Annotated in this window: 18 protein-coding genes; 8 read left to right on the top strand and 10 right to left on the bottom strand. The window is 65.6% G+C overall.

Annotated elements, in window-relative coordinates:
• Positions 1–74: 74 nt before the first annotated feature.
• Positions 75–1,964 carry a 1-deoxy-D-xylulose-5-phosphate synthase gene (gene dxs, locus ACWF4Z_RS00590; RefSeq protein ID WP_452240764.1) on the bottom strand — a complete coding sequence of 630 codons (1,890 nt, stop codon included), beginning with the start codon at positions 1,962–1,964 and terminating at the stop codon, positions 75–77.
• A 148-nt stretch (positions 1,965–2,112) separates the two neighbouring features.
• On the opposite strand from dxs, the gene ACWF4Z_RS00585 reads away from it, so the two are divergent.
• Positions 2,113–2,613, top strand: coding sequence for a DUF402 domain-containing protein (locus ACWF4Z_RS00585; RefSeq protein WP_452240763.1), 501 nt, complete (start codon positions 2,113–2,115; stop codon positions 2,611–2,613).
• Between the two features lie 267 nt (positions 2,614–2,880).
• Here ACWF4Z_RS00585 and ACWF4Z_RS00580 read toward each other — a convergent pair whose 3' ends face one another.
• The 4 genes from ACWF4Z_RS00580 to ACWF4Z_RS00565 form a co-directional block, all read right to left on the bottom strand.
• Positions 2,881–3,354, bottom strand: coding sequence for a suppressor of fused domain protein (locus ACWF4Z_RS00580; protein WP_452240762.1), 474 nt, complete (start codon positions 3,352–3,354; stop codon positions 2,881–2,883).
• Positions 3,355–3,707: 353 nt separating this feature from the next.
• Complete coding sequence (locus tag ACWF4Z_RS00575; RefSeq protein WP_452240761.1) at positions 3,708–3,956, bottom strand: hypothetical protein; 249 nt, start codon at positions 3,954–3,956, stop codon at positions 3,708–3,710.
• Positions 3,957–4,576: 620 nt separating this feature from the next.
• A complete protein-coding gene (locus ACWF4Z_RS00570) occupies positions 4,577–4,729 on the bottom strand; it encodes a hypothetical protein (RefSeq protein ID WP_452240760.1) in 153 nt (50 codons plus the stop codon).
• Positions 4,699–5,139, bottom strand: coding sequence for a hypothetical protein (locus ACWF4Z_RS00565; RefSeq protein ID WP_452240759.1), 441 nt, complete (start codon positions 5,137–5,139; stop codon positions 4,699–4,701). The genes ACWF4Z_RS00570 and ACWF4Z_RS00565 overlap by 31 nt, the downstream gene beginning before the upstream one ends.
• 32 nt (positions 5,140–5,171) lie before the next feature.
• Between ACWF4Z_RS00565 and ACWF4Z_RS00560 the strand changes: the two genes are divergently transcribed.
• On the top strand, positions 5,172–5,597 hold the full coding sequence (locus ACWF4Z_RS00560; protein WP_452240758.1) for a DUF6572 domain-containing protein: 426 nt from the start codon (positions 5,172–5,174) through the stop codon (positions 5,595–5,597).
• Between the two features lie 225 nt (positions 5,598–5,822).
• Here ACWF4Z_RS00560 and ACWF4Z_RS00555 read toward each other — a convergent pair whose 3' ends face one another.
• The 3 genes from ACWF4Z_RS00555 to ACWF4Z_RS00545 all read right to left on the bottom strand — a co-directional run bounded on the left by ACWF4Z_RS00555 (position 5,823) and on the right by ACWF4Z_RS00545 (position 9,631).
• On the bottom strand, positions 5,823–6,413 hold the full coding sequence (locus tag ACWF4Z_RS00555; protein WP_452240757.1) for a DUF416 family protein: 591 nt from the start codon (positions 6,411–6,413) through the stop codon (positions 5,823–5,825).
• 34 nt (positions 6,414–6,447) lie between these two features.
• A complete protein-coding gene (locus ACWF4Z_RS00550) occupies positions 6,448–6,735 on the bottom strand; it encodes a hypothetical protein (RefSeq protein WP_452240756.1) in 288 nt (95 codons plus the stop codon).
• Between the two features lie 103 nt (positions 6,736–6,838).
• A complete protein-coding gene (locus ACWF4Z_RS00545; protein ID WP_452240755.1) occupies positions 6,839–9,631 on the bottom strand; it encodes an RHS repeat domain-containing protein in 2,793 nt (930 codons plus the stop codon).
• Positions 9,632–10,093: 462 nt separating this feature from the next.
• On the opposite strand from ACWF4Z_RS00545, the gene ACWF4Z_RS00540 reads away from it, so the two are divergent.
• Positions 10,094–10,588 (top strand): DUF402 domain-containing protein, encoded by a 495-nt coding sequence (locus ACWF4Z_RS00540; RefSeq protein WP_452240754.1) that lies wholly within the window; start codon positions 10,094–10,096, stop codon positions 10,586–10,588.
• Here ACWF4Z_RS00540 and ACWF4Z_RS00535 read toward each other — a convergent pair.
• Positions 10,585–12,096, bottom strand: a complete 1,512-nt coding sequence (locus ACWF4Z_RS00535) for a CocE/NonD family hydrolase (RefSeq protein ID WP_452240753.1) — start codon at positions 12,094–12,096, stop codon at positions 10,585–10,587. The two genes, ACWF4Z_RS00540 and ACWF4Z_RS00535, sit on opposite strands and share 4 nt — an antisense overlap.
• A gap of 135 nt (positions 12,097–12,231) precedes the next feature.
• On the opposite strand from ACWF4Z_RS00535, the gene ACWF4Z_RS00530 reads away from it, so the two are divergent.
• Positions 12,232–14,139 (top strand): Na+/H+ antiporter, encoded by a 1,908-nt coding sequence (locus tag ACWF4Z_RS00530; RefSeq protein WP_452240752.1) that lies wholly within the window; start codon positions 12,232–12,234, stop codon positions 14,137–14,139.
• A complete protein-coding gene (locus ACWF4Z_RS00525) occupies positions 14,139–14,555 on the top strand; it encodes an HIT family protein (RefSeq protein ID WP_452240751.1) in 417 nt (138 codons plus the stop codon). The genes ACWF4Z_RS00530 and ACWF4Z_RS00525 overlap by 1 nt, the downstream gene beginning before the upstream one ends.
• Before the next feature lie 53 nt (positions 14,556–14,608).
• Here ACWF4Z_RS00525 and ACWF4Z_RS00520 read toward each other — a convergent pair whose 3' ends face one another.
• Positions 14,609–15,169 carry a HEAT repeat domain-containing protein gene (locus tag ACWF4Z_RS00520; RefSeq protein WP_452240750.1) on the bottom strand — a complete coding sequence of 187 codons (561 nt, stop codon included), beginning with the start codon at positions 15,167–15,169 and terminating at the stop codon, positions 14,609–14,611.
• A 103-nt stretch (positions 15,170–15,272) separates the two neighbouring features.
• On the opposite strand from ACWF4Z_RS00520, the gene ACWF4Z_RS00515 reads away from it, so the two are divergent.
• The 3 genes from ACWF4Z_RS00515 to ACWF4Z_RS00505 all read left to right on the top strand — a co-directional run bounded on the left by ACWF4Z_RS00515 (position 15,273) and on the right by ACWF4Z_RS00505 (position 18,157).
• Positions 15,273–16,385, top strand: coding sequence for a hypothetical protein (locus ACWF4Z_RS00515; protein WP_452240749.1), 1,113 nt, complete (start codon positions 15,273–15,275; stop codon positions 16,383–16,385).
• A 90-nt stretch (positions 16,386–16,475) separates the two neighbouring features.
• Positions 16,476–17,075 carry an RNA polymerase sigma factor gene (locus ACWF4Z_RS00510; protein ID WP_452240748.1) on the top strand — a complete coding sequence of 200 codons (600 nt, stop codon included), beginning with the start codon at positions 16,476–16,478 and terminating at the stop codon, positions 17,073–17,075.
• Entirely contained in the window at positions 17,072–18,157 is a 1,086-nt protein-coding gene (locus ACWF4Z_RS00505; protein WP_452240747.1) for a hypothetical protein, read from the top strand. Before ACWF4Z_RS00510 ends, ACWF4Z_RS00505 begins: the two co-directional genes overlap by 4 nt.
• Positions 18,158–18,183 lie beyond the last annotated feature (26 nt).

The raw sequence follows: 18,183 nt of genomic DNA, 5'->3' as shown, positions 1-18,183 counted from the left end.
CGCAGAGTGCCTGCTGCGCGGCGGCGCACTGTGACGTCCTGCCTCGGTCACGGGATCGGCGCTCTGGTGCTGGACTAGCCGTTGCCGCGGCCGCCGGCCGGATCCGGTTCGCTGAAGGCATCGCTCTGGTGCCGGGCGATCAGCTCGGTGATGTCACGCGCCACCTGCTGCCCGGTCAGCCCGATCTCCTGCAGTACGGCGGCCCGCTTGGCGTGCTCGAGGAACTTCTGCGGGATCCCGAAGTCGCGGACCGGCGTCGTCACGTCGGCGTCCCGGAGCGCTTGCGCGATCATCGACCCGCAGCCACCGGCACGACCGTTGTCCTCGATCGTGACCACGAGCTTGAACTCCGGCGCCAGCTCGACCAGCTTCGGGTCGACCGGCTTGATCCACCGCGGATCCACGACGGTGACGCCAATGCCTTGCGCCTCCAGCCGCTGCGCGACCTCCATCGCGGTCGCGGCCATCGCGCCGATGCCGACCACGAGGACGTCGGTGCCCGACCGCTTCAGCACATCCATCGTGCCGATCCGGTCGATCGCGTCGATGTCCGGGAACACCTCGCCCTTGGCGAACCGCAGGACGGTCGGGGCGTCCGACACGTCCACTGCCTCGTCCAGCAGCTCCTCCAGACGTTTGCCGTCGCGCGGCGCGGCGAGCCGGAGGCCGGGGACGACCTGGAGGATCGACATGTCCCACATGCCGTTGTGGCTCGCGCCGTCATCACCAGTGACGCCGGCCCGGTCGAGCACAAACGTGACGCCACACTTGTGCAACGCGACGTCGAGGAGCAACTGGTCGAAGGCCCGGTTGAGGAACGTGGCGTAGAGGCCGACGACGGGGTGCATGCCGCCCATCGCGAGGCCGGCCGCGCTCGTCACCGCGTGCTGCTCGGCGATACCGACGTCGAAGGTGCGGTCCGGGAACTCCTCCGCGAACCGGGCCAGGCCGGTCGGGTGCAGCATCGCGGCAGTGATCGCGACCACATCCGGACGGCGATGACCGATCCGGATCAGCTCGTCGGCGAAGACATCGGTCCAGCCGCGGGGCTTGTTCGCCGGGCGGATCTGGTGGAAGTTGTCCTCCTCGTCCTGCTCGGCAGCGGCGTACCCGAAGCCCTTCTGGGTCACCGCGTGCACGATCACCGGGCCGCCGAACGCCTTCGCGTTGCGCAGCGCGTCCTCCATCGCCTGACGGTCGTGACCGTCGACGGGACCGACGTACTTGAGGCCGAGGTCCTCGAACATGCCCTGCGGGGCGAGCATGTCCTTCAGGCCCTTCTTCACCCCGTGGAGGACCTCATACATCGGCGGGCCGACGTACGGCGTACGTCCGAGGTTCTTCTTGATCAGGTCGAGGATCTTCTCGTACCGCGGGTTCGTGCGCAGGCTGGTCAGGTGCGTGGCCAGGCCACCGACGGTCGGGCTGTAGGAGCGGCCGTTGTCGTTGACGATGATGACGAGCTTGAGGTCCTTGGCCGCGGCGATGTTGTTCAGCGCTTCCCAGGCCATGCCACCGGTGAGGCCGCCGTCGCCGATCAGCGCGACCACGTGCCGGTCCTCCTTGCGGAGGCGGTAGGCCTTGGCCAGGCCGTCGGCGTACGAGAGGCTCGTGCTCGCGTGGCTGTTCTCGACGATGTCGTGCTCGGACTCGGCCTGGCTCGGGTAACCGGACAGGCCACCCTGCTGACGCAGCGTGTCGAACTTCGGCGCCCGGCCGGTGAGCAGCTTGTGGACGTACGTCTGGTGGCCGGTGTCGAAGATGAGCCGGTCCGTGGGTGAGTCGAAGACCCGGTGCATGGCGAGCGTGATCTCGACCATCCCGAGGTTCGGCCCGAGGTGGCCGCCGGTGCGTGACACCGTCTCGACCAGCACGTCCCGGATCTCGGCGGCGAGATCGGTGAGCTGCTGACCGGTCAGCTTCTTGAGGTCCGCCGGCCCTCCGACCGTCTCCAGCACGCGCATCGAGCTCCTCCCGCAGGTCGTCCTCGAACACTTGAGTCTATTCACGCCGACCCCGGATACCGAACCCGGAGACACTGCCCGGAGAAATCTCACACGCTGGGACGCTCACTGAGCGTAATTTGTTCGTGGTCAGCCTTAGAGTGACCTCATGGAGCTGGTGACCACGCTGTTCCGGAAGTACGACGGACAGCCCCATCGCCTGGTAGAGGCCATCCGGCTCGGCGAGGACGAACACGGCCTGTGGGTCGGATCCCTGCCCGGCACCAAAGGCCAACGCGCCGACGGCAGCTGGACCACGATCGACCACCACCGAGTCCGCCTCTTCCCCCGCGGCCAGTGGTGGAGCGCCCTGTTCAACGACGACCCCCACCAGACCGCCATCTACTGCGACATCACCATGCCCGCCGAATTCGGCGTAGACACCGTCACCACGATCGACCTCGACCTGGACATCCGCCTGATGCGAGACGGCACCATCCGAGTCATGGACGAGGACGAGTTCCAAACCCACCAACTCAAATACAACTACCCACCCCAGGTAGTAGCCACCGCCGAAGCCGTCTGCGCCCACCTAGCCGCCACAATCACCACCACCGAACCCTTCACCACCGCCTACAAGCCCTACCTAGAACAAATCCGCTCCCTGTAGCCCTCCCCCGCGTGCTACAGCGGTCGCTCCTCCGTCGCGCCCACTACGCGCGCTCCCGCCCACCCCCCGGCTCATCGCCGGTACATCCCCTGCGGGCTACCGCCCGCGTCGACCCCTCACACCACACCACGCCCGTGGCTACAGAACCATTGGCTTGCGAACGACTGTGGTCAGGTCTGGGTCCTGCTCAACCAATCGATCCTCGAACACGTCCCCAGTCGTGGTCTGCGACGTACTTCGCCTCGGCCGAGGTGGTCCGACACGCTTTCAACCATCCAGGCGCCCATCTCGACGAGTCGGGTCCCAAAACGGGGTTTTGCGCTGCTCCCAGCGCCGCAGCAACGCCTCAAGGCCGTTGGCGATCTTGAAGCTGCGCTCGGAGTCGAAAATCGGAACAGCCTGGAGGAAGTCGACGTGAAGGTGGCCGGGCAGCGACAGCGCGGGCATAACGTCGCTGATCTGACGCAGGACAAGGAATGTCTTCATGACGCTTCCCGGCCACAGCGGTCCGTCTGCCGGGATCGTGTGCCCGTGATCCACGAGGACACCCTCACGACGAGCAAACAACCCCAACGCAGCCAAGGCCGAGGCGATCTCATCCCGACCGGGTTGCAGCCCGACGAAATACTCAACTCGATGACCCGGCTCGGCGCCCGGCATGTCCTCGCCGCTGCCACCGAGCGTCGCGTAAAGATCTATACCTTCTCCGTTCACCGCGGCATCCCACTTCAGGACTGTCATCTCGTACGAGCCTGTACGGAACACGGCTCGCCGAGAAGGCTCACCCCACCGAGCCCTGTAGGCATCACGAACGGCCCCAACAACGTCCACCACAGACCTCCACGCACCACCAGGGACCAGTCCGAAGAGGGTTATCCATCCCTCCAAGCCTGCAGATGAAGATCCCTCCCCCAGGCCGGATTCGGGTGACCCGAGGACTTGGTAGGCCTGTGCAACGTCCGGATCCGATATCACCAGCAGACCATCCGGCTGATAGTTGGGTTCAGCATCTCGCAGGTCACCCCAGCGCCACGACGACGCTGCCGCCACCATCGAAATCGATCCGAACGGCCCAAACCAACAGTCTTCCTGTCTCAGACTGCCGCGTTTGCCACACCAAGCCCAACGATTGATGATCCGACCAAGGAACTCCACGGCTCCAGAGCAGTCACATCGACGGCATCGATCGACGCAGTCGCAGCCTCGTCAGGAGAATCCACGACACCGAGAAACTCGTCGTAGCTGCGAATGCGCCACTCCAGCACCACCGTCGTCGAGGCAGTGGACAAGACGACAGCCTGATCCACCTCATGGATCACTACCAGCTCACGCACGTCGGCCAAGCCTTTGTACCCAACACACCGCAGCCTCTGGCCAACCATTGAGCGCCCTTGGTCCAAGGAGAGACCAACGATGTCGTCGATCCCAGATTCAGAATCCGCCACGACCAACCATCTGCTATCCGGAAGTACCGTTCAGGTCGCCTACGGGTGTCAACAAGCTGGTCGCTGAGTCTTCCATCTCGATCTAAAGCCGGATCTCCCGCTCGTCGACTTCCGATGCCGGCCACAGAACTCCATCACCGTCGAGAACCCATAAGGGTTGGGATACGTCTGACGCCAACTGATGGACAATCCGAGTAAACATACCTTCCCAGCGACACTCGACCAAACACGCCGTCGCTGCGGCCATGTCAGGAGGATGCCCATCACCACGGATCACAAAAGGACCCTCGCGCCACTCCCATTCGCTCGCTGGGTCCGTCCTCGAGTACATCGTGAACAGACGATCGTGAGCGTCTCGCAACTGCACCGCACCCTCAAAAGGTGCCGCGCCCATCTCAACAAGTGCGGCCCATACTTCACGACAAACATCGGGATTGTTCGAGACGAGAAATGCCCCCTTCACCCCAGCTCCTTCACCATCGCGATGACCAGCGAAAGAACCGGCGGATCATCGTCCATCACCAACTGCCTCCAGATACCTCGTTGACCGATGTCCCGGGCGGTAGGTCGCGGACCGCCAGACGAAGCTGGCCGCGCATCGACCAATAGACGTCCAGGTCGCACACCTCGAGGTTCTCGGTCACGTCTTGGCCGCCCAAGAAGAGCGGCACTTGGTAGCCGACGCACGCGTCACGACGTAGAGGCAGCGTGTCCGGGTGCTTCCTGGCCCAGTCGTCGAAGAACTCGATAGCCAGCGCTGCATCGACAGCAGAACCAGCGGCTCACCATCAGTACAGCGCCCGGCATCGACCGCGAACTGACGACCCAGCCAGTCGTAACCGAACGGGCAGATCCTGTCGGCCAACTCAGGAAAGGCCTCGCGTATCAAGGCCTGGGCTCCGGGACCGGTCTGCTCGTCGTGAACGCGATACAAGCCGGCAGCGAACGACGCTCCGGCAAACTCCTCGGCGAACCGGACACACCCATCCACCGCGACAAGCCGCTCGGGAAGCCATGGAGCAGCCCCCGCAACCTCATCACGGCGAGGTGCGTACTCGGCGCTGAAGCGTTCGAACACCATGTCCCCCAAGGCAACAGATCGACATCGATATCATGCATTGTCGCCGTGAGACCCAGCCACAAGGCGAGCCGCGCCCCGACCTTCGGTTCACAAACATCGCGCAACCACACTCAACAGGAGGCCCCGAGTTGGCCGGCATCCAAGAACCCGAAGTGATTGATCTCATCGCCGAAGACAAAGATGGGAACGGCCTGCTGGTAATAGTCCAACAGGACACTTGGACAGAACCCGAAACCCAAGCCGAGCAACTGCAGGCGAAGATCAACACCTATGCACAGTTCGCTCTCGACGGCGGACTCGTCGCCGCCCACCCGCACCTCGCCGATCGCCCCATCACAATCAGACTCGACTGTTCACAGGATCCTCCAGCGATAATTCGCGACGTACTCACCATCGCATCACAACGGCTGAGCAAGTACGACGTAAGCGTAACCGTCATGGTCCGCCCAAAACTGTAACCCACTCACCCGCCAGGACGCCCTCCCCTCACGTCACTCGAAGTACACCAAGTCCGATTCTGTCAGGTACAAGACACCCCCGCGGGACCCAGCGAACCGAGTCCGTCCGCAACCCGAAGTCAGGCTCACGATCCATGCGGTGAGCGGCTCAACGACGCGGGCTTCGCACGGTCGTATCGGGCCACCATCAGCATCTTCATTGCCTTCGCTGACCTGGTTCGTTGCCTACGGCATCTGCGCGGCCCAATCCATCGCTTCTCGACGCACCTGCTCGCGCAAGCCGGTCCAATCTGTCGATGTCACCCTGGCAGCACCCGCGAGATCCGCCTCGATACCAGCAAGGGCAGCTTGTACGAGAGGATGCGCCAACAGGACCTGTTCGGATTCCAACGAGTTCAGGTCGAGATCTGCGAGCGAATGTTGCGCCGCATAATCTGCCGCTTCATACACTTGGCGCGCCGACCACACTGCCTCCTGGACATCGCCGGTAGTGCATGTGCGTAGGAAGTATGCAAGACACGCGATTGCACTTTGTCCGTACCCGCTCTCGAGGGTCCAATCCGTCTCATCACTAGGAACCGATGCTTGCGTGAACTCACGTTCGGACGCCAAATCTACCTGTAGTCCCTGTACTGCGTCCCAACCATGCTGAAAGGCAGCGGCCAGCTGCTCCTCGCCTGCTGCGTGGGTGGCCCGGGCAAATCGCAAGTACAGAGGCCAAAGTCGCTCCGCGCACAGCCCAGCAAAGACCGACCTCGCAACCGGCGACATCGCCTCCAACCGCGCGATCAGAAGAACCTCGCGATAATCCCGCATGTTGGCGTAAGTGCGTCCCGTTAGACCGGGCAGATCAGACTCCGGTGGGATAGATCTCAAGGTCATCCACCACAACTCGCACAGTTGCGCCTTCGATGCCCATCGGTACATCGCCTTCGACGTCGAACCTCAACGAAGATTCCCCCACGGCGAGGGTCAGGACGTCCTGAAAGTCAACCTCAGTGACGATCCCGCAGACTACCGTCAAGGTCTCCGATTCAACGCTGAAGCCTCGCGAGCATTCAGCCACCTTCTCAAAGCTGCGAGCGTCATACGACCGATGCACATCGATCTCGACATCGACGGTCTTATCGACGTCCACGGACTCTCGTCCGCGCCAGTAGCCGGTCAGCCGACCGACTACTGTATCCAAGGCCAGTCTGCCGCCGGGGACGGCGTCATTATCGACAATTCTGCCAAGCACTTTACCAAGACCCCTTCGGGAAAGGCACTCTCACCAGGACATTATCGACATTCCACATGTTGCCGATCGGATCATATTGCCAGGTCTCCTCATGATAATGGAACTTGGTCGGTGCGCTGCCCATCTCATGGTCGCCGAACCTGATACTGCGGGTGCCGTCCGACGAGACGATCCGATCGGGGTCCATCTGGCCCGTTCGCGGATGCAGGTTTGTGTGCTCTCCAGGCCCTAGGAATTCATCCCATCGCGCCAGCGCGGATGCAGGCTTCACCGGACTCGGAGCGGTCCGTTCAAGCATCTTTACCGGGGCCTGTGAAGCTTTGGCAGCAGCGCTACTTGCCGCAGCCTTTGCGGCGGCACCTTCGCCGGCTCGGGTTGCGGCTGAGGCGGTGGAGGCTAGGCGGCCGGCGCCCTTGGTGCCTACTAGGGTTTCTGCGATCATGAAAGTGACTCGGCCGGAGGCTTTGGCCTGGTGGCCGTTGGTCCAGTCTTGTTTTACTGGTTCGACCATGGCGTTCCAGAGCGAGCCAGGGTTGCGGATGATGGTCGTCACCATGTCGATCTGGGCGCTGCAGTCGCTGATTGCCATGCACTTGGCTTGCTGGAATGCGCCGATCGCTAGACCCTTGGCGGTGTCCAGGGCTTGGGCGCCAATACCGGCGGTGTAGTCACTCCATGCCTTGTTGCCGAGGTCCACGATGTGCACGGTGCTGTGGACGGTCTTCTTGAACCAGGAGCCGTCGCCTCCGCCGCTGGAGTTGTCGTTGTCGTTGCCTCCGGCGCCGGAGTCGCCGGTCTGGTCGCCGCCGGTGGTGGATTGGTTCGTGCCGTCTGTGTTGGCGCCGGGTCCCGTGGGTGTCGTGGGAACTCGGGTGTCGGGGGCGTCGCCGTGGCTGCCGTCGTCGCTGTTCACCTGCAGGCCGCTGGGGTCTGACATCGTGGATGGGTTGTTGTTGCCGTAGGTGTAGCCCAGCATCTGCTGCGGGTCGCTGGTGTCCATCAGCGGATCGACGCTGAGGAACCGACCCGTCGTCGGGTCGTACTCGCGCGCACCTACATGCGTCAGCCCCGTCGACTTGTCCTGCGGCTTACCCAAGAAGCCGTGATCATCGGGCCAACCGGATGGATCAGCGCCTCGAGACTCCCCGAATGGAGTCGTGTACCGCGTCGTGACGGCCAGCGTCTTGGAATCGACCGCCACACTGGTCGTCCCGTGGTGATCCGGGACCAGCCACTTCAGGTCGGTCGTGCTCGACCGAACCGCAATCGCCTGTCCACCGATCGAGTACTCGCGCTTCGACGTCAGGGCCTTGGTCGTCGTATCCAGGGTGACCTCGAGCGACCCGACGTACAGCGTCGACTTGCCGGGGCTCTTCCGCAGCAGCAGGTTGCCGTCCGCGTCGTAGACGTACGACGTGTCGCCCGCGGAGTTCGTGAGCTTCTGCAGCTTGTTTTCCGCGTCCCACGCCAGCGTCTGGCCGGTGCCAGTTGGGTCAGGTCGACTCGTTGTGTTACCGGCGTCGTCGTACGCGTAGGTCGCGGTTGGCTTCGGCGCGGCACCAGTCGTAGCGACTGACTTGACGGTGTGCGGCTGGCTCGTGTCATACGTGTAGGTGCCGACGGTGTTTCCGGTCGAGGTGTGGTCGGTTTGCGTCTTCCGTTGGCCGTCGGCGGTGTATGTCCATGACTGCCAGTACGGAGCAGCACCGCCTAGACCGGCGATCGAAGGTGCCGTCGCACAGTTCGCACTCTCCGGCGTCCAGGCTGCGGTCAACCGCCGGTGTGCGTCGTAGTCGTAGCACTGTGAGTCGTTGGACCCCGCCAGATTGTTGTCCTGGAGCAGGTTCCCGGCTGCGTCGTACGTGTAGTGGTGATTGGCAACGATCGTGACATCACCGGCCAGCGTGTCCTTCAGCCGCCGAGTGCCCGGCTCGAAGGTGTTGATGATGTCCATGTCGTGGTTGTTGCCCAGCTCGTACCGCTCCGGGTCACCGAGGGGCGTGTACTTGACGTCGTTCGCATAGATGGCGTCGCCGCTCTGCATCTGCGTCGGCTGACCCAGCTGGTTGTACGTGTACTTCAGCGTCTCCGTTCCGAGCGTCCCGCCACCGGGCACATAAGTGGAGTCGACGGTCTCCGCGTCGGGCGCATAGCTGATCACCGACGCGTAGGTCCCGGCGAGCTCGTCCTCCTGCGCAGGGATGACCACGCTCGTCTTCTCGGGCAGATAGAGCTCGTTGCGAGACCAGATCTTCGACTTGTACGCCGGACCGCTCTTGCCGGCCGGGTAGCGGGACGACTGGTACAGCTGTCCCTTGTCGGTCACGTCGTAGTCCCACGTGAGCCGGAGGTTGGCGTCCGTCTGCGACCCCTCGTGGACGGCGGTCTTCCGATCGAGGTTGTCGTAGGTGTTGATCAGCTTCTTCTGATTGGCATTCGTGACCGAGACGATCCGGTCGGCATCGTCGTACTCGTACGACGTGGTCCCGGAGTCGGGGTCCATCGAGCTGATCTTTCGGCCGAGCAGGTCGTAACCGTAGGACCAGGTCGACCCCGCAGTGGTCATCTGCATGAGCCGGCCGCCGGCGTCGTAGCTGTAGTTGCTGGCGATGTAGCCCGGCGTCACGGTGCCACCGTCGTACTCACGACGCTCGATCACCTGGCCACGTGCGTCCTTGACCTCTGCGGTGGCCGGAGCTCCGTTGGGAGGCAGGGTCGTGACGGTATCCCCGCCGTACAGCGTGCGTGTCGACCACTGTGTCTGCGCAGAGATGGCAAAGGTCGACACGGTCACACGACCGGCACCGTCGTAGGTCAGCTGAGTCTCGTTCGGGGTGGACGCGTCGGGGACCTCCGCCAGCGTCCCCGAAGGTGCGCCGGAGTCCCAGAGGTCGGAATTCTTGACGACCGCAAGCCCGCGCGAGTTGTACTGGGTGTCGCTGAGCAGCCGTCCACCGCCGGCAGCCGGTTGCTGAGCCTGCCGCGACCGGAGCAGCGAGTCGTAGATGGCGAAGCTGGACAGGTAGCCGTTGGCGGTGATGTTCAGATCATCGGTTCGAACGTACGACGGCGCCGTCGACGACAGGCTGTAGACGTAGCACCCCCGAGGTGCGCCACTCAGTGATGTTGAGGGCGGACTAGGAGTGATCGACGCACACCGGTCTAGTCAACAGGCCCGGGGGAGATTGCCACTTTTGACATTGGTTGTGACCAGGTGCCTGCGGGGCGTAGCACTTCGGCGCGATAAGTTGCGGGTATGCGTGATGTTCGGGTGGTTTATCGGAAGTTTGACGAGAAGCTGCATTGGCATCAGTGGATGCGGGGGTTGGGGGAGGACGAGTTCGGGGTGTGGTTGGGGGCGCCGGCTGGGTCGGTGTCGCAGCGGGGGGATGAGCCGGTGGTTCGGCAGGAGCAAGCGGTCGTGCAGCTGTTTCCGCGGGACAAGTGGTTCACGGCGATCTTCAACGATGAGCCGCGGTGGACGGAGATCTACTGCGATATCACTACGCCGGTGGAGTTTTCCGACGATGTGGTCACGATGATCGATCTGGATCTGGATGTGATCAAGCGGCGGGACGGGACCGTGCTCATCGACGACGAGGACGAGTTCGCCGAGCACCAGGTGAAGTACGGATACCCGGCCGACGTGATCGCGACCGCGCGCCAGACGTGCGACTGGCTGGTCGACGCCGTCGCCACCGAGGAGCCGTTCCTGACCGTGTACAAGCAGCACCTCGACAAGATCCGCTAATGCACTGAGCGCAGGCTCAGCGTGGCGTTCTTCAGGAGCAGGGCGGCTGGGAGTGGGGCCCGTTGGCCGGCGTACATGTCGGCCAGTGGGGACACGGTGAGGTACAGGTTCTGCCCGGCGGGGACGTCGACCGCGATCGCGGGCAGCTCGATCGTACGGCGGACGCCCTTCGCGACATGCTGTTCCCGGAGCGGCATCGTGTTGTTCTGCACGACTCTCGCGGTGAGCGGGTTCGTGCCGACACTCAACGCGAAGAACGCCGAGGACTGCGGGACCAGGGTGTAGACCTTCGCCGAGATCCGCGGCGTGCCCGTGACAGTCAGCGGCCCGGCGGCGATCTTCAGGTTGAGCGGCAGCCCGGCCCCGGTCGGGGCGAGGATCTTCCCCAGTGCATAACGCTTGTTCGACAGCAGACTCCGTTGCGTCAGGCAACGACCGTCCGCGGTCGACAGGTGGTACGCACCGAACCCCGACAGACCACTCGCCGTCCCCAGCAACTGCTGCGCCATGAACCGCACCGACAGGTCCGAGAACGTCGGCGCCCCCAGCGCGATCGAACACGGATCCCCCGGCGTCGCGAACCCCGGCGGTACGACGCTCGGCAGCGTGTGACCCCCGTTGTAGCCGACGAAGATCGACCGCGACCGGGCCCGCGGGGTCAGCGCGCGATCGAAGTTCGCCAGCCCCTGGTTGAGATTGAACAGATTGTCCGAGATCCCCTGTCCGAACAACACCGGGATGTCGAGCTTCCGTCCCTGTGCAACCTGCCAGGCCGGGCCGTTGTGCGCGAAGAACGCGTCCAGCTCGCGCCCGGCCTTGCCCGCCGGCCAAGTGCCGGTGGCAATCAACGCAAGGAAACCCGCCTGCACCGCGGGCGGAAGATGACTGCCACCGCCCGCATACAACAGCGACAACCACATCGTCCGAGCAGTCTCGTCCGGAGCGAGGCTCTGCTTCAAGTCCCACCAAGTGATCTCCGGCGCGAGCGCGTCGAACCGGGTCCGGCCGCGGTCCCGCAGCTCGGTGAACGCCCCGGCGAACTGGTACCCGCCGCCGTACGACCCACCGATCGCCCCGATCAGCGGATCACCAGGTCGTTGCTTCGTCACCCAATCCAGACCGGCCACCAGATCGACGAGCTTCACCACGTCGCGGCCCTCGTAGTCCGGGTTCATCACGTGCGCGACGCCCGTACTCTCACCGAAGCTGCGCTGATCGAAACTCAGGACGCCGAAGCCCGCATCGAGCCACGCCTTGAACGCGGCCGGATCCTTGGTCCGGCTGCCACCCCATCCGTGGCTGTGGAAAATCAACGGCACGGTGTGGGCGGCCGAAGCATCAGCGGGTTTGAAGAGCGAATAGCAGATCCGCACGAGTGTCGTCGTACCAGGCTCGGGGACAGAGGCCACACACCCGTTGACGACACCGGCCGCTGCAGCCGGGAGCGCCACCAAGGAGGTGCCGAGGACAACGAGCGCTGAAGCCAACGCGACAACCCGACGATGCATCAGTCACTCCCGGTGATCGCTGGAACCCGTTGCGCACACGCTAAACGACGAAGCCGACAGATTCCAGATCGGCGGCCCGCTCAGCCGTCGGCGAACCAGGCGCCGAAAAACGCCCGGCACTGCGACACTGTGCGCGTGCATATCGCGATAGAGGTCGTTGCCCTCGTCGCCGTGGTCGCGGCCGGGGCCGCCCTGGCTCGGCGGCTCGGCATCTCGGCTCCCCTGTTGCTCGTGGTCATCGGGATCGCGGCGTCGTATCTCCCCTTCATCCCCCGGATCGAGCTCGCCCCCGAGGTCGTGCTGGTCGGGTTCCTGCCACCGCTGCTGTACTCGGCGGCCATCAAGACCAGCCTGGTCGACTTCTCCAAGCACCGCCGGTCGATCGGCCTGCTGTCGGTCGGTCTCGTCGCGTTCACCGCGCTCGGTGTCGGCCTCGTCGCCTGGTGGCTGCTCGGCTCCGTCGCCGAGGCGAACGGTCAGGAACCGCTGCCGTTCTGGGCTGCCTTCGCGATCGGCGCGGTCGTCGCCCCACCGGACGCCGTCGCCGCGACCGCAATCGCCAAGCGGGTCGGACTCCCCCGCCGCATCGTCACGATCCTCGAGGGCGAGAGCCTGGTGAACGACGCGACCGCACTGGTCTGCCTCCGTACGGCGGTTGCCGCGGCAGCAGTCGCGCCGACCGTCCTGGGCGTCGGCCTCGACTTTCTCCGCGCCGCCGGCGGCGGTGTCGCGATCGGTCTGATCGTGGCGTTCGTCCTGGCGAAGCTCCGCAAGCAGTTCACCGATCCGGTGCTCGACACCACGCTCAGCCTGACGGCACCGTTCGTCGCCTACATCGCGGCGGAGAACCACTTCATCCACGCGTCCGGCGTCCTGGCGGTGGTGGTCACTGGGCTGTTGCTCGGTCACAAGGCACCGATCATCCAGTCGGCCAAGTCGAGGATCTCGGAGCGGACCAACTGGCGAACATTCCAGTTCCTGCTCGAGAACACGGTCTTCCTGCTGATCGGCCTGCAGACCCGCTGGATCCTGGACGAGCTGGCGAGCAGCCCGCTGCCAGGATGGCTGATCGCGCTCTCGACCGTCGCGGTGTTCCTCGCGGTCATCCTGCTCCGGCCGATCTGGGTCATCCCGACCACGTATCTGTCCCGCCGCATGCTCGGTCCGTCGCGACCGGGACCGGTGAGCGGTCGCGCTCTGCTGGTCGTCTCGTGGGCGGGGATGCGCGGCGTGGTCACGCTGGCCGCGGTCTTCACTCTCCCCGAGAACACGCCGCACCGCGAGGTCCTCGTGTTCATCGCGCTGGCGGTGACCGCGGGCACGCTGCTCGTGCAAGGCTCGACTCTGCCCTGGCTGGTACGACGACTCCGCCTGCCGGGACCGGATCCGGCGGAGGACGCGCTGCAGGAGGCCGCCGTACTGCAGGGTGCGCATCGCGCCGCGGAGGAGAAGCTGCAGGAGCTAGTCACGTCGAACGATCCGCCCGAGGTGGTCGCGTTGTTGCGGCAGCGCGGGGAGTCCCGGGCGCAGGCTGCGTGGGAGCGGCTCGGCCGGCCGGAGAGCGTGTACGAGACGCCGAGCGAGGCCTACCGCAGGTTGCGGATCGCCATGCTCGAGGCCGAACGCGGACACATCCTGAAGGTGCGCGACGCCGGCCTGGTCGCCGACGAGGTACTGCAGCGGGCGCAGAACTCGCTCGACATCGAGGAGTCGATCCTGGATCGCGACGAGGACGACGACGTCGGCGGCCAGTCGGACGACCTGCGCATCAAGATTCCGGTGGGTGGCGCGTGTGAGCACCTCGAACAGGCCCCGGTCGTTGTCGCGCCGAACACGCCCGACGGCTGCGAGGAGTGTCTCGCCGACGGCGGCACGTGGGTGCACCTGCGGCTCTGCCTCGGCTGCGGTCACGTCGGCTGCTGCGACTCGTCGGTGTCGAAGCACGCCAGCAAGCACTTCGACCAGACCAAACATCCGGTCATGCGCAGCTTCGAACCGGGCGAGAATTGGCGCTGGTGCTTCCTGGACGAGAAGCTGGGCTGATGGCCGACTGTCTGTTCTGCTCAATCATCGCCGGTACGACGCCTGCCCAGATCGTGCTCGACACACCGGAGGTCGTCGGGTTCCTCGACGTACGGCCGGTCTTCAAGGGGCACACGCTGCTGGTGCCGCGTGAGCACGTGCCGACGCTGGTCGAGCTGCCGGACGAGCTGATGGTGCCCTTGTTCGGGGCGGCCCGGTCGGTGGCCGATGCCGTGCGTACGGCGTTCGACGCGCAAGGGTCGTTCGTTGCCGCCAACAACGTTGTGTCGCAGTCTGTCCCTCACCTTCACGTGCACGTGGTGCCACGGACGAAGGGGGACGGACTGCGCGGGTTCTTCTGGCCGCGGACCAAGTACGCCGACGACGCCGAAGCCGCCGAGTACGCCGGGAAACTGAAGGCCGCCCTAGCCGCCTGAGGCCGATCCGGCCGCGGGGGGCGACGTGCCCGTCCCGCGAACGGCGGAAGCCGTCACTCGAACGTGCGATCCAGTCGCTGCTCCAATCGGGACAGGGCCTTGGCTGCGGCCGTGCGGACTATGGATTCAGGGTCGTCGGCCAGGTCCTTCAACGCCTGGGCGTGTTCGGACTCACCCGCGGCACCGAGTGCGCGTGCCGCGGTGGCGCGGACCCTGGGAAGCTCGTGGGACAGATCAGGCGCGAGCGCATCGGCGAGCTGGCCGAGCTCGCGTTGGGCGGTGATGCGGGCGACGTGTTCGCGAACTCGCCAGGCCGGATCGGTCACGGCGACCAGCAGCGCATCGACCACGTCGTCACGCCAGACGTAGAGGAAGACCCGCGCGGCCCAGACCCGGATCCAGTAGTAGTTCACCGGGTCGACCGGCGCGGACCACCCGCCTGGGTTGGCACTCCCCGTGATCGCGATCAGCTTCGGCAAGTCAACGCCGTACGCCGCCTTCCCGTCGATCTCGCCGGTCAGGAACGCGACACACCAGTCGATCACCGTGTCCTCGCCGTACTCCTGGCAGGCGGCAAGGATCACGTCCTTCGGTTTCTCGCGATCCGCGGCCATGGGATCAGTAAAACCGCTATCACCGACAAGTCCCTGACCCCGCGGCCTGATTACGCTCGACGCCCAGCGCGTAGAAATCAGGGCGGACAGAAAGGTGATGCGGATGGCTGGACCGGAGCTCGACAAATCCTCCGCGGCGTACCGCCAGATCCAGGCGCTGATCAGCGCCGCGCACCGGACCGTCGGAGCCGGCACCCCCTGGTGGAACGGGACGATCAAACGGCTCGGGAGGATGGACACCGGCCGCAGCCGCACGGACCTCGACGGCACCATCCTTCTCCACCGGAACGTGATCAAGGAGCTCGGACAGGCCGTCGGTCGGACGCCGCAGGAGGCGCGGAACGCGGCGTACGACGTCGTGTCCGAGGCGCTGCGGACTGCCGGGCCGCATGACCTGTCGCCACGACCGGGCAACGCGCTGGACAAATCCTTGCCGGCGAACCCGGGCAAGCTAGACCGCGCCCTGGCCGCGGAGCGAGCAGCACAGCTCACCGAGTCGGTGATGGCTGCGGCCGGGATGTCCGAGGCCTATCTCGCCAGCCCGATCGAGCGAACCGACGCAGGCCGTGGTCTGCCCGCCGATCGGGCCTGGAGCGCCAGGTTCGCTGCGGACCCGGAGCTCGCACTGCCGAGAGCGGGCGTCCGCGGGCTCGTCGATCGTCTCGCCGAGGCCCGCGACGAGCCACTCGAGCAGGCGCGCGCGCACGTGTACGACGAGCTGATCCGAAGCCCCAAGGCCAACCGATGGATCACCGCGATCAACTCGGTCGCCGAGGCCCGGCGTCCAGGCCTGCACGCCACGATGGAAGCCATGGATTGGGAGCCGGATCAGGAGGACGCCTACTACGCGGCCGGCCGGCAGTGGGCACGGATCAACGCGACCGAGCCACTCATCCCCGCCAGAACCGGGGCCAGGAGATCCGGAGCCAGGAGATCCGGAGCCGACGCATCCGCTGGCGAGCAGGCGGCGTACCAAGTCGGCCGGGACACCGGCGGCGTCCTCGTCCTGGCCGCCGACGCAGCGGTCAGAAGCGTCCCCGGCGGCCCGGAACCGGAGCCGCGGCCTGTCGAAGCAGCATCACCACCTCACGAGGTCACCCCCGCAGAGCTTCTCGCCGCCCAGACCCCGCCCGCCACCAATCCGTCCGGCGCCGCCCCAACCGCCTCGACCTACACCGCCGCCGCGCCCGACCCCGGCAAGACCCAAGCCCGCTGACCCGACCGCTCAGCAACCCTGGCCGCGCAGCGCACGGACAAATCCGGATTGACCTGAGATGCGGCACATACTGCCGGACATGGATGAGGTATGACCTCAACGCCGAGTCTGCCGGTCCCGATGCCTGCGCGGATCGGTTCGACGGCGGAGCAGGAGTTCGGACGGCTGTTCGAGGAGCACTTCAGGGGGCTCCTCGGCTATGCGCTGCGCCGCTGCGGCTCCCCCGACGATGCCGCCGACGTCGTGGCCGACACGATGCTGGTCGCCTGGCGCCGCTTCGACCAGGTGCCCACCGATGGCACCGCGCGGCTGTGGCTGTACGGCGTTGCCCGGCGGGTGCTGGCCAACCACCGGCGCGGTGCCCAGCGCCGCAACCAGCTCGGTGAGCGGCTGCGCGTGCAGCTGCAGGACGTCGTACCGGATCATGCCGACGCCGTCGAGACGAACGCCGTTGTCGTCGCGGCGATGGCCGGCCTGAGCGAGCCCGATCGCGAGCTGATCATGCTGACCGCTTGGGAGAATCTCGAGCCCCAGGAGGCCGCCGTCGTTCTCGACGTACCGGCTCGGGTAGTGCGGACCCGGCTGCACCGGGCGCGCGGCCGGCTGCGAAAACTGCTGGGAGATGCGTACACGGATCACGGACATGAACGGGATGACAGAACACCGCGAGCGGCTCAGGAGGAGCGATGAACGACCGCGAACTCGACCACCTGATCGCGCGGGCCAACCCGTTCGGCGACGACAGCGTCCGGCAGCTGCCGACTGATCGCGCCGAGTCAGATCTGCTGGAGGCCATCTTGAGCACCACCGAACCAACCACCCGGCTGCGTCCGACCCGGCGCCGCCGGGTCGTCATCGGCGCCGCCGCTGCGGTGGCGGTCGCGGCCGCCGTCGGCGTCGTCGGAGCGATCCTGCCCAAGGACAGCCCGGTCGCCCCGTTCGTTGCACCGATCGGGGCGCCACAGCCCGCGTACGCCGCTGAGGTCCGCGCGGTCGCCGAGGCCAACGAGCGGATCCTGATCGACGACCCGGCCTGGAAGGTCGACAGTGTCAGCGAGTTCACCGCCGAGTCCGGTGACATGACGCTGAAGAACGGCGACCAGAGCTTCCAGATCACCTGGTACGCGGCCAGGGACTACAAGGTCTATCACGACGGCCGGCTGCGAGACACTGCCAAGCACGACACCATCCAGGTGCTCGGCCAGAACGCCACGCTGTTCCGCTACACCAACGACGGGACGGACTTCGCGACGATGCTGCCACCGAGGGGCAAGACGTTCGTGGAGACGCGAGCGGACCTCGGCTCCGAGCAGGCCTACCGCGACGTGCTGGCCAAGCTGCACTCGGTCGACGTCACCACGTGGCTGAGCGCGATGCCGGCCAGTGTGCTTCATCCGGAGAAGGTTCGTGCGGCGGTCGACAGCATGCTCGTCGGCCTCCCGCTCCCGGCCGGCTTCACGAAGACCCCGCTGTACAAGGAGACGGTGATCCAGCGCTACCAGCTGGGCGCACGAGTGACCGGTGCGGTGAGCTGCGCCTGGCTCGACCAGTGGACCGCGGCGAAGAAGTCCGGTGACAAGGCCAAGGTGGCGCAGGCGGTCGCCGCGATGCAAACCAGCCATTCGTGGAAGATCCTGCAGGAGATGAAGGCCGAAGGCGCCTGGTCCGACTTGGTCTGGCAGTACGCCGACGAGATCGCGGGAAAGCGGAAGCCCGACTCGAAGAGCGGGCTCCCGGCCCACGGTTACAAGGACGGCCTCGGCTGTCGGTGACATGTCCGAAGGGCGCGACCGGGATC

Source organism: Kribbella sp. NPDC055071 (assembly GCF_053608045.1).
The sequence above is the reverse complement of the archived record's forward strand: the minus strand, read 5'-3'. Positions and strand labels throughout refer to the sequence as shown.

What these genes read in the sequence shown, in the direction of transcription:
- ACWF4Z_RS00505 (WP_452240747.1), top strand. Translation starts at nt 17,072, where the DNA reads ATGAACGACCGCGAACTCGACCACCTGATCGCGCGGGCCAACCCGTTC.
- ACWF4Z_RS00585 (WP_452240763.1), top strand. Translation starts at nt 2,113, where the DNA reads ATGGAGCTGGTGACCACGCTGTTCCGGAAGTACGACGGACAGCCCCAT.
- ACWF4Z_RS00560 (WP_452240758.1), top strand. Translation starts at nt 5,172, where the DNA reads ATGCATTGTCGCCGTGAGACCCAGCCACAAGGCGAGCCGCGCCCCGAC.
- ACWF4Z_RS00535 (WP_452240753.1), bottom strand. Translation starts at nt 12,096, where the DNA reads ATGCATCGTCGGGTTGTCGCGTTGGCTTCAGCGCTCGTTGTCCTCGGC.
- ACWF4Z_RS00510 (WP_452240748.1), top strand. Translation starts at nt 16,476, where the DNA reads ATGACCTCAACGCCGAGTCTGCCGGTCCCGATGCCTGCGCGGATCGGT.
- ACWF4Z_RS00525 (WP_452240751.1), top strand. Translation starts at nt 14,139, where the DNA reads ATGGCCGACTGTCTGTTCTGCTCAATCATCGCCGGTACGACGCCTGCC.
- dxs (WP_452240764.1), bottom strand. Translation starts at nt 1,964, where the DNA reads ATGCGCGTGCTGGAGACGGTCGGAGGGCCGGCGGACCTCAAGAAGCTG.
- ACWF4Z_RS00540 (WP_452240754.1), top strand. Translation starts at nt 10,094, where the DNA reads ATGCGTGATGTTCGGGTGGTTTATCGGAAGTTTGACGAGAAGCTGCAT.
- ACWF4Z_RS00555 (WP_452240757.1), bottom strand. Translation starts at nt 6,413, where the DNA reads ATGCGGGATTATCGCGAGGTTCTTCTGATCGCGCGGTTGGAGGCGATG.
- ACWF4Z_RS00580 (WP_452240762.1), bottom strand. Translation starts at nt 3,354, where the DNA reads ATGACAGTCCTGAAGTGGGATGCCGCGGTGAACGGAGAAGGTATAGAT.
- ACWF4Z_RS00565 (WP_452240759.1), bottom strand. Translation starts at nt 5,139, where the DNA reads ATGGTGTTCGAACGCTTCAGCGCCGAGTACGCACCTCGCCGTGATGAG.
- ACWF4Z_RS00520 (WP_452240750.1), bottom strand. Translation starts at nt 15,169, where the DNA reads ATGGCCGCGGATCGCGAGAAACCGAAGGACGTGATCCTTGCCGCCTGC.
- ACWF4Z_RS00515 (WP_452240749.1), top strand. Translation starts at nt 15,273, where the DNA reads ATGGCTGGACCGGAGCTCGACAAATCCTCCGCGGCGTACCGCCAGATC.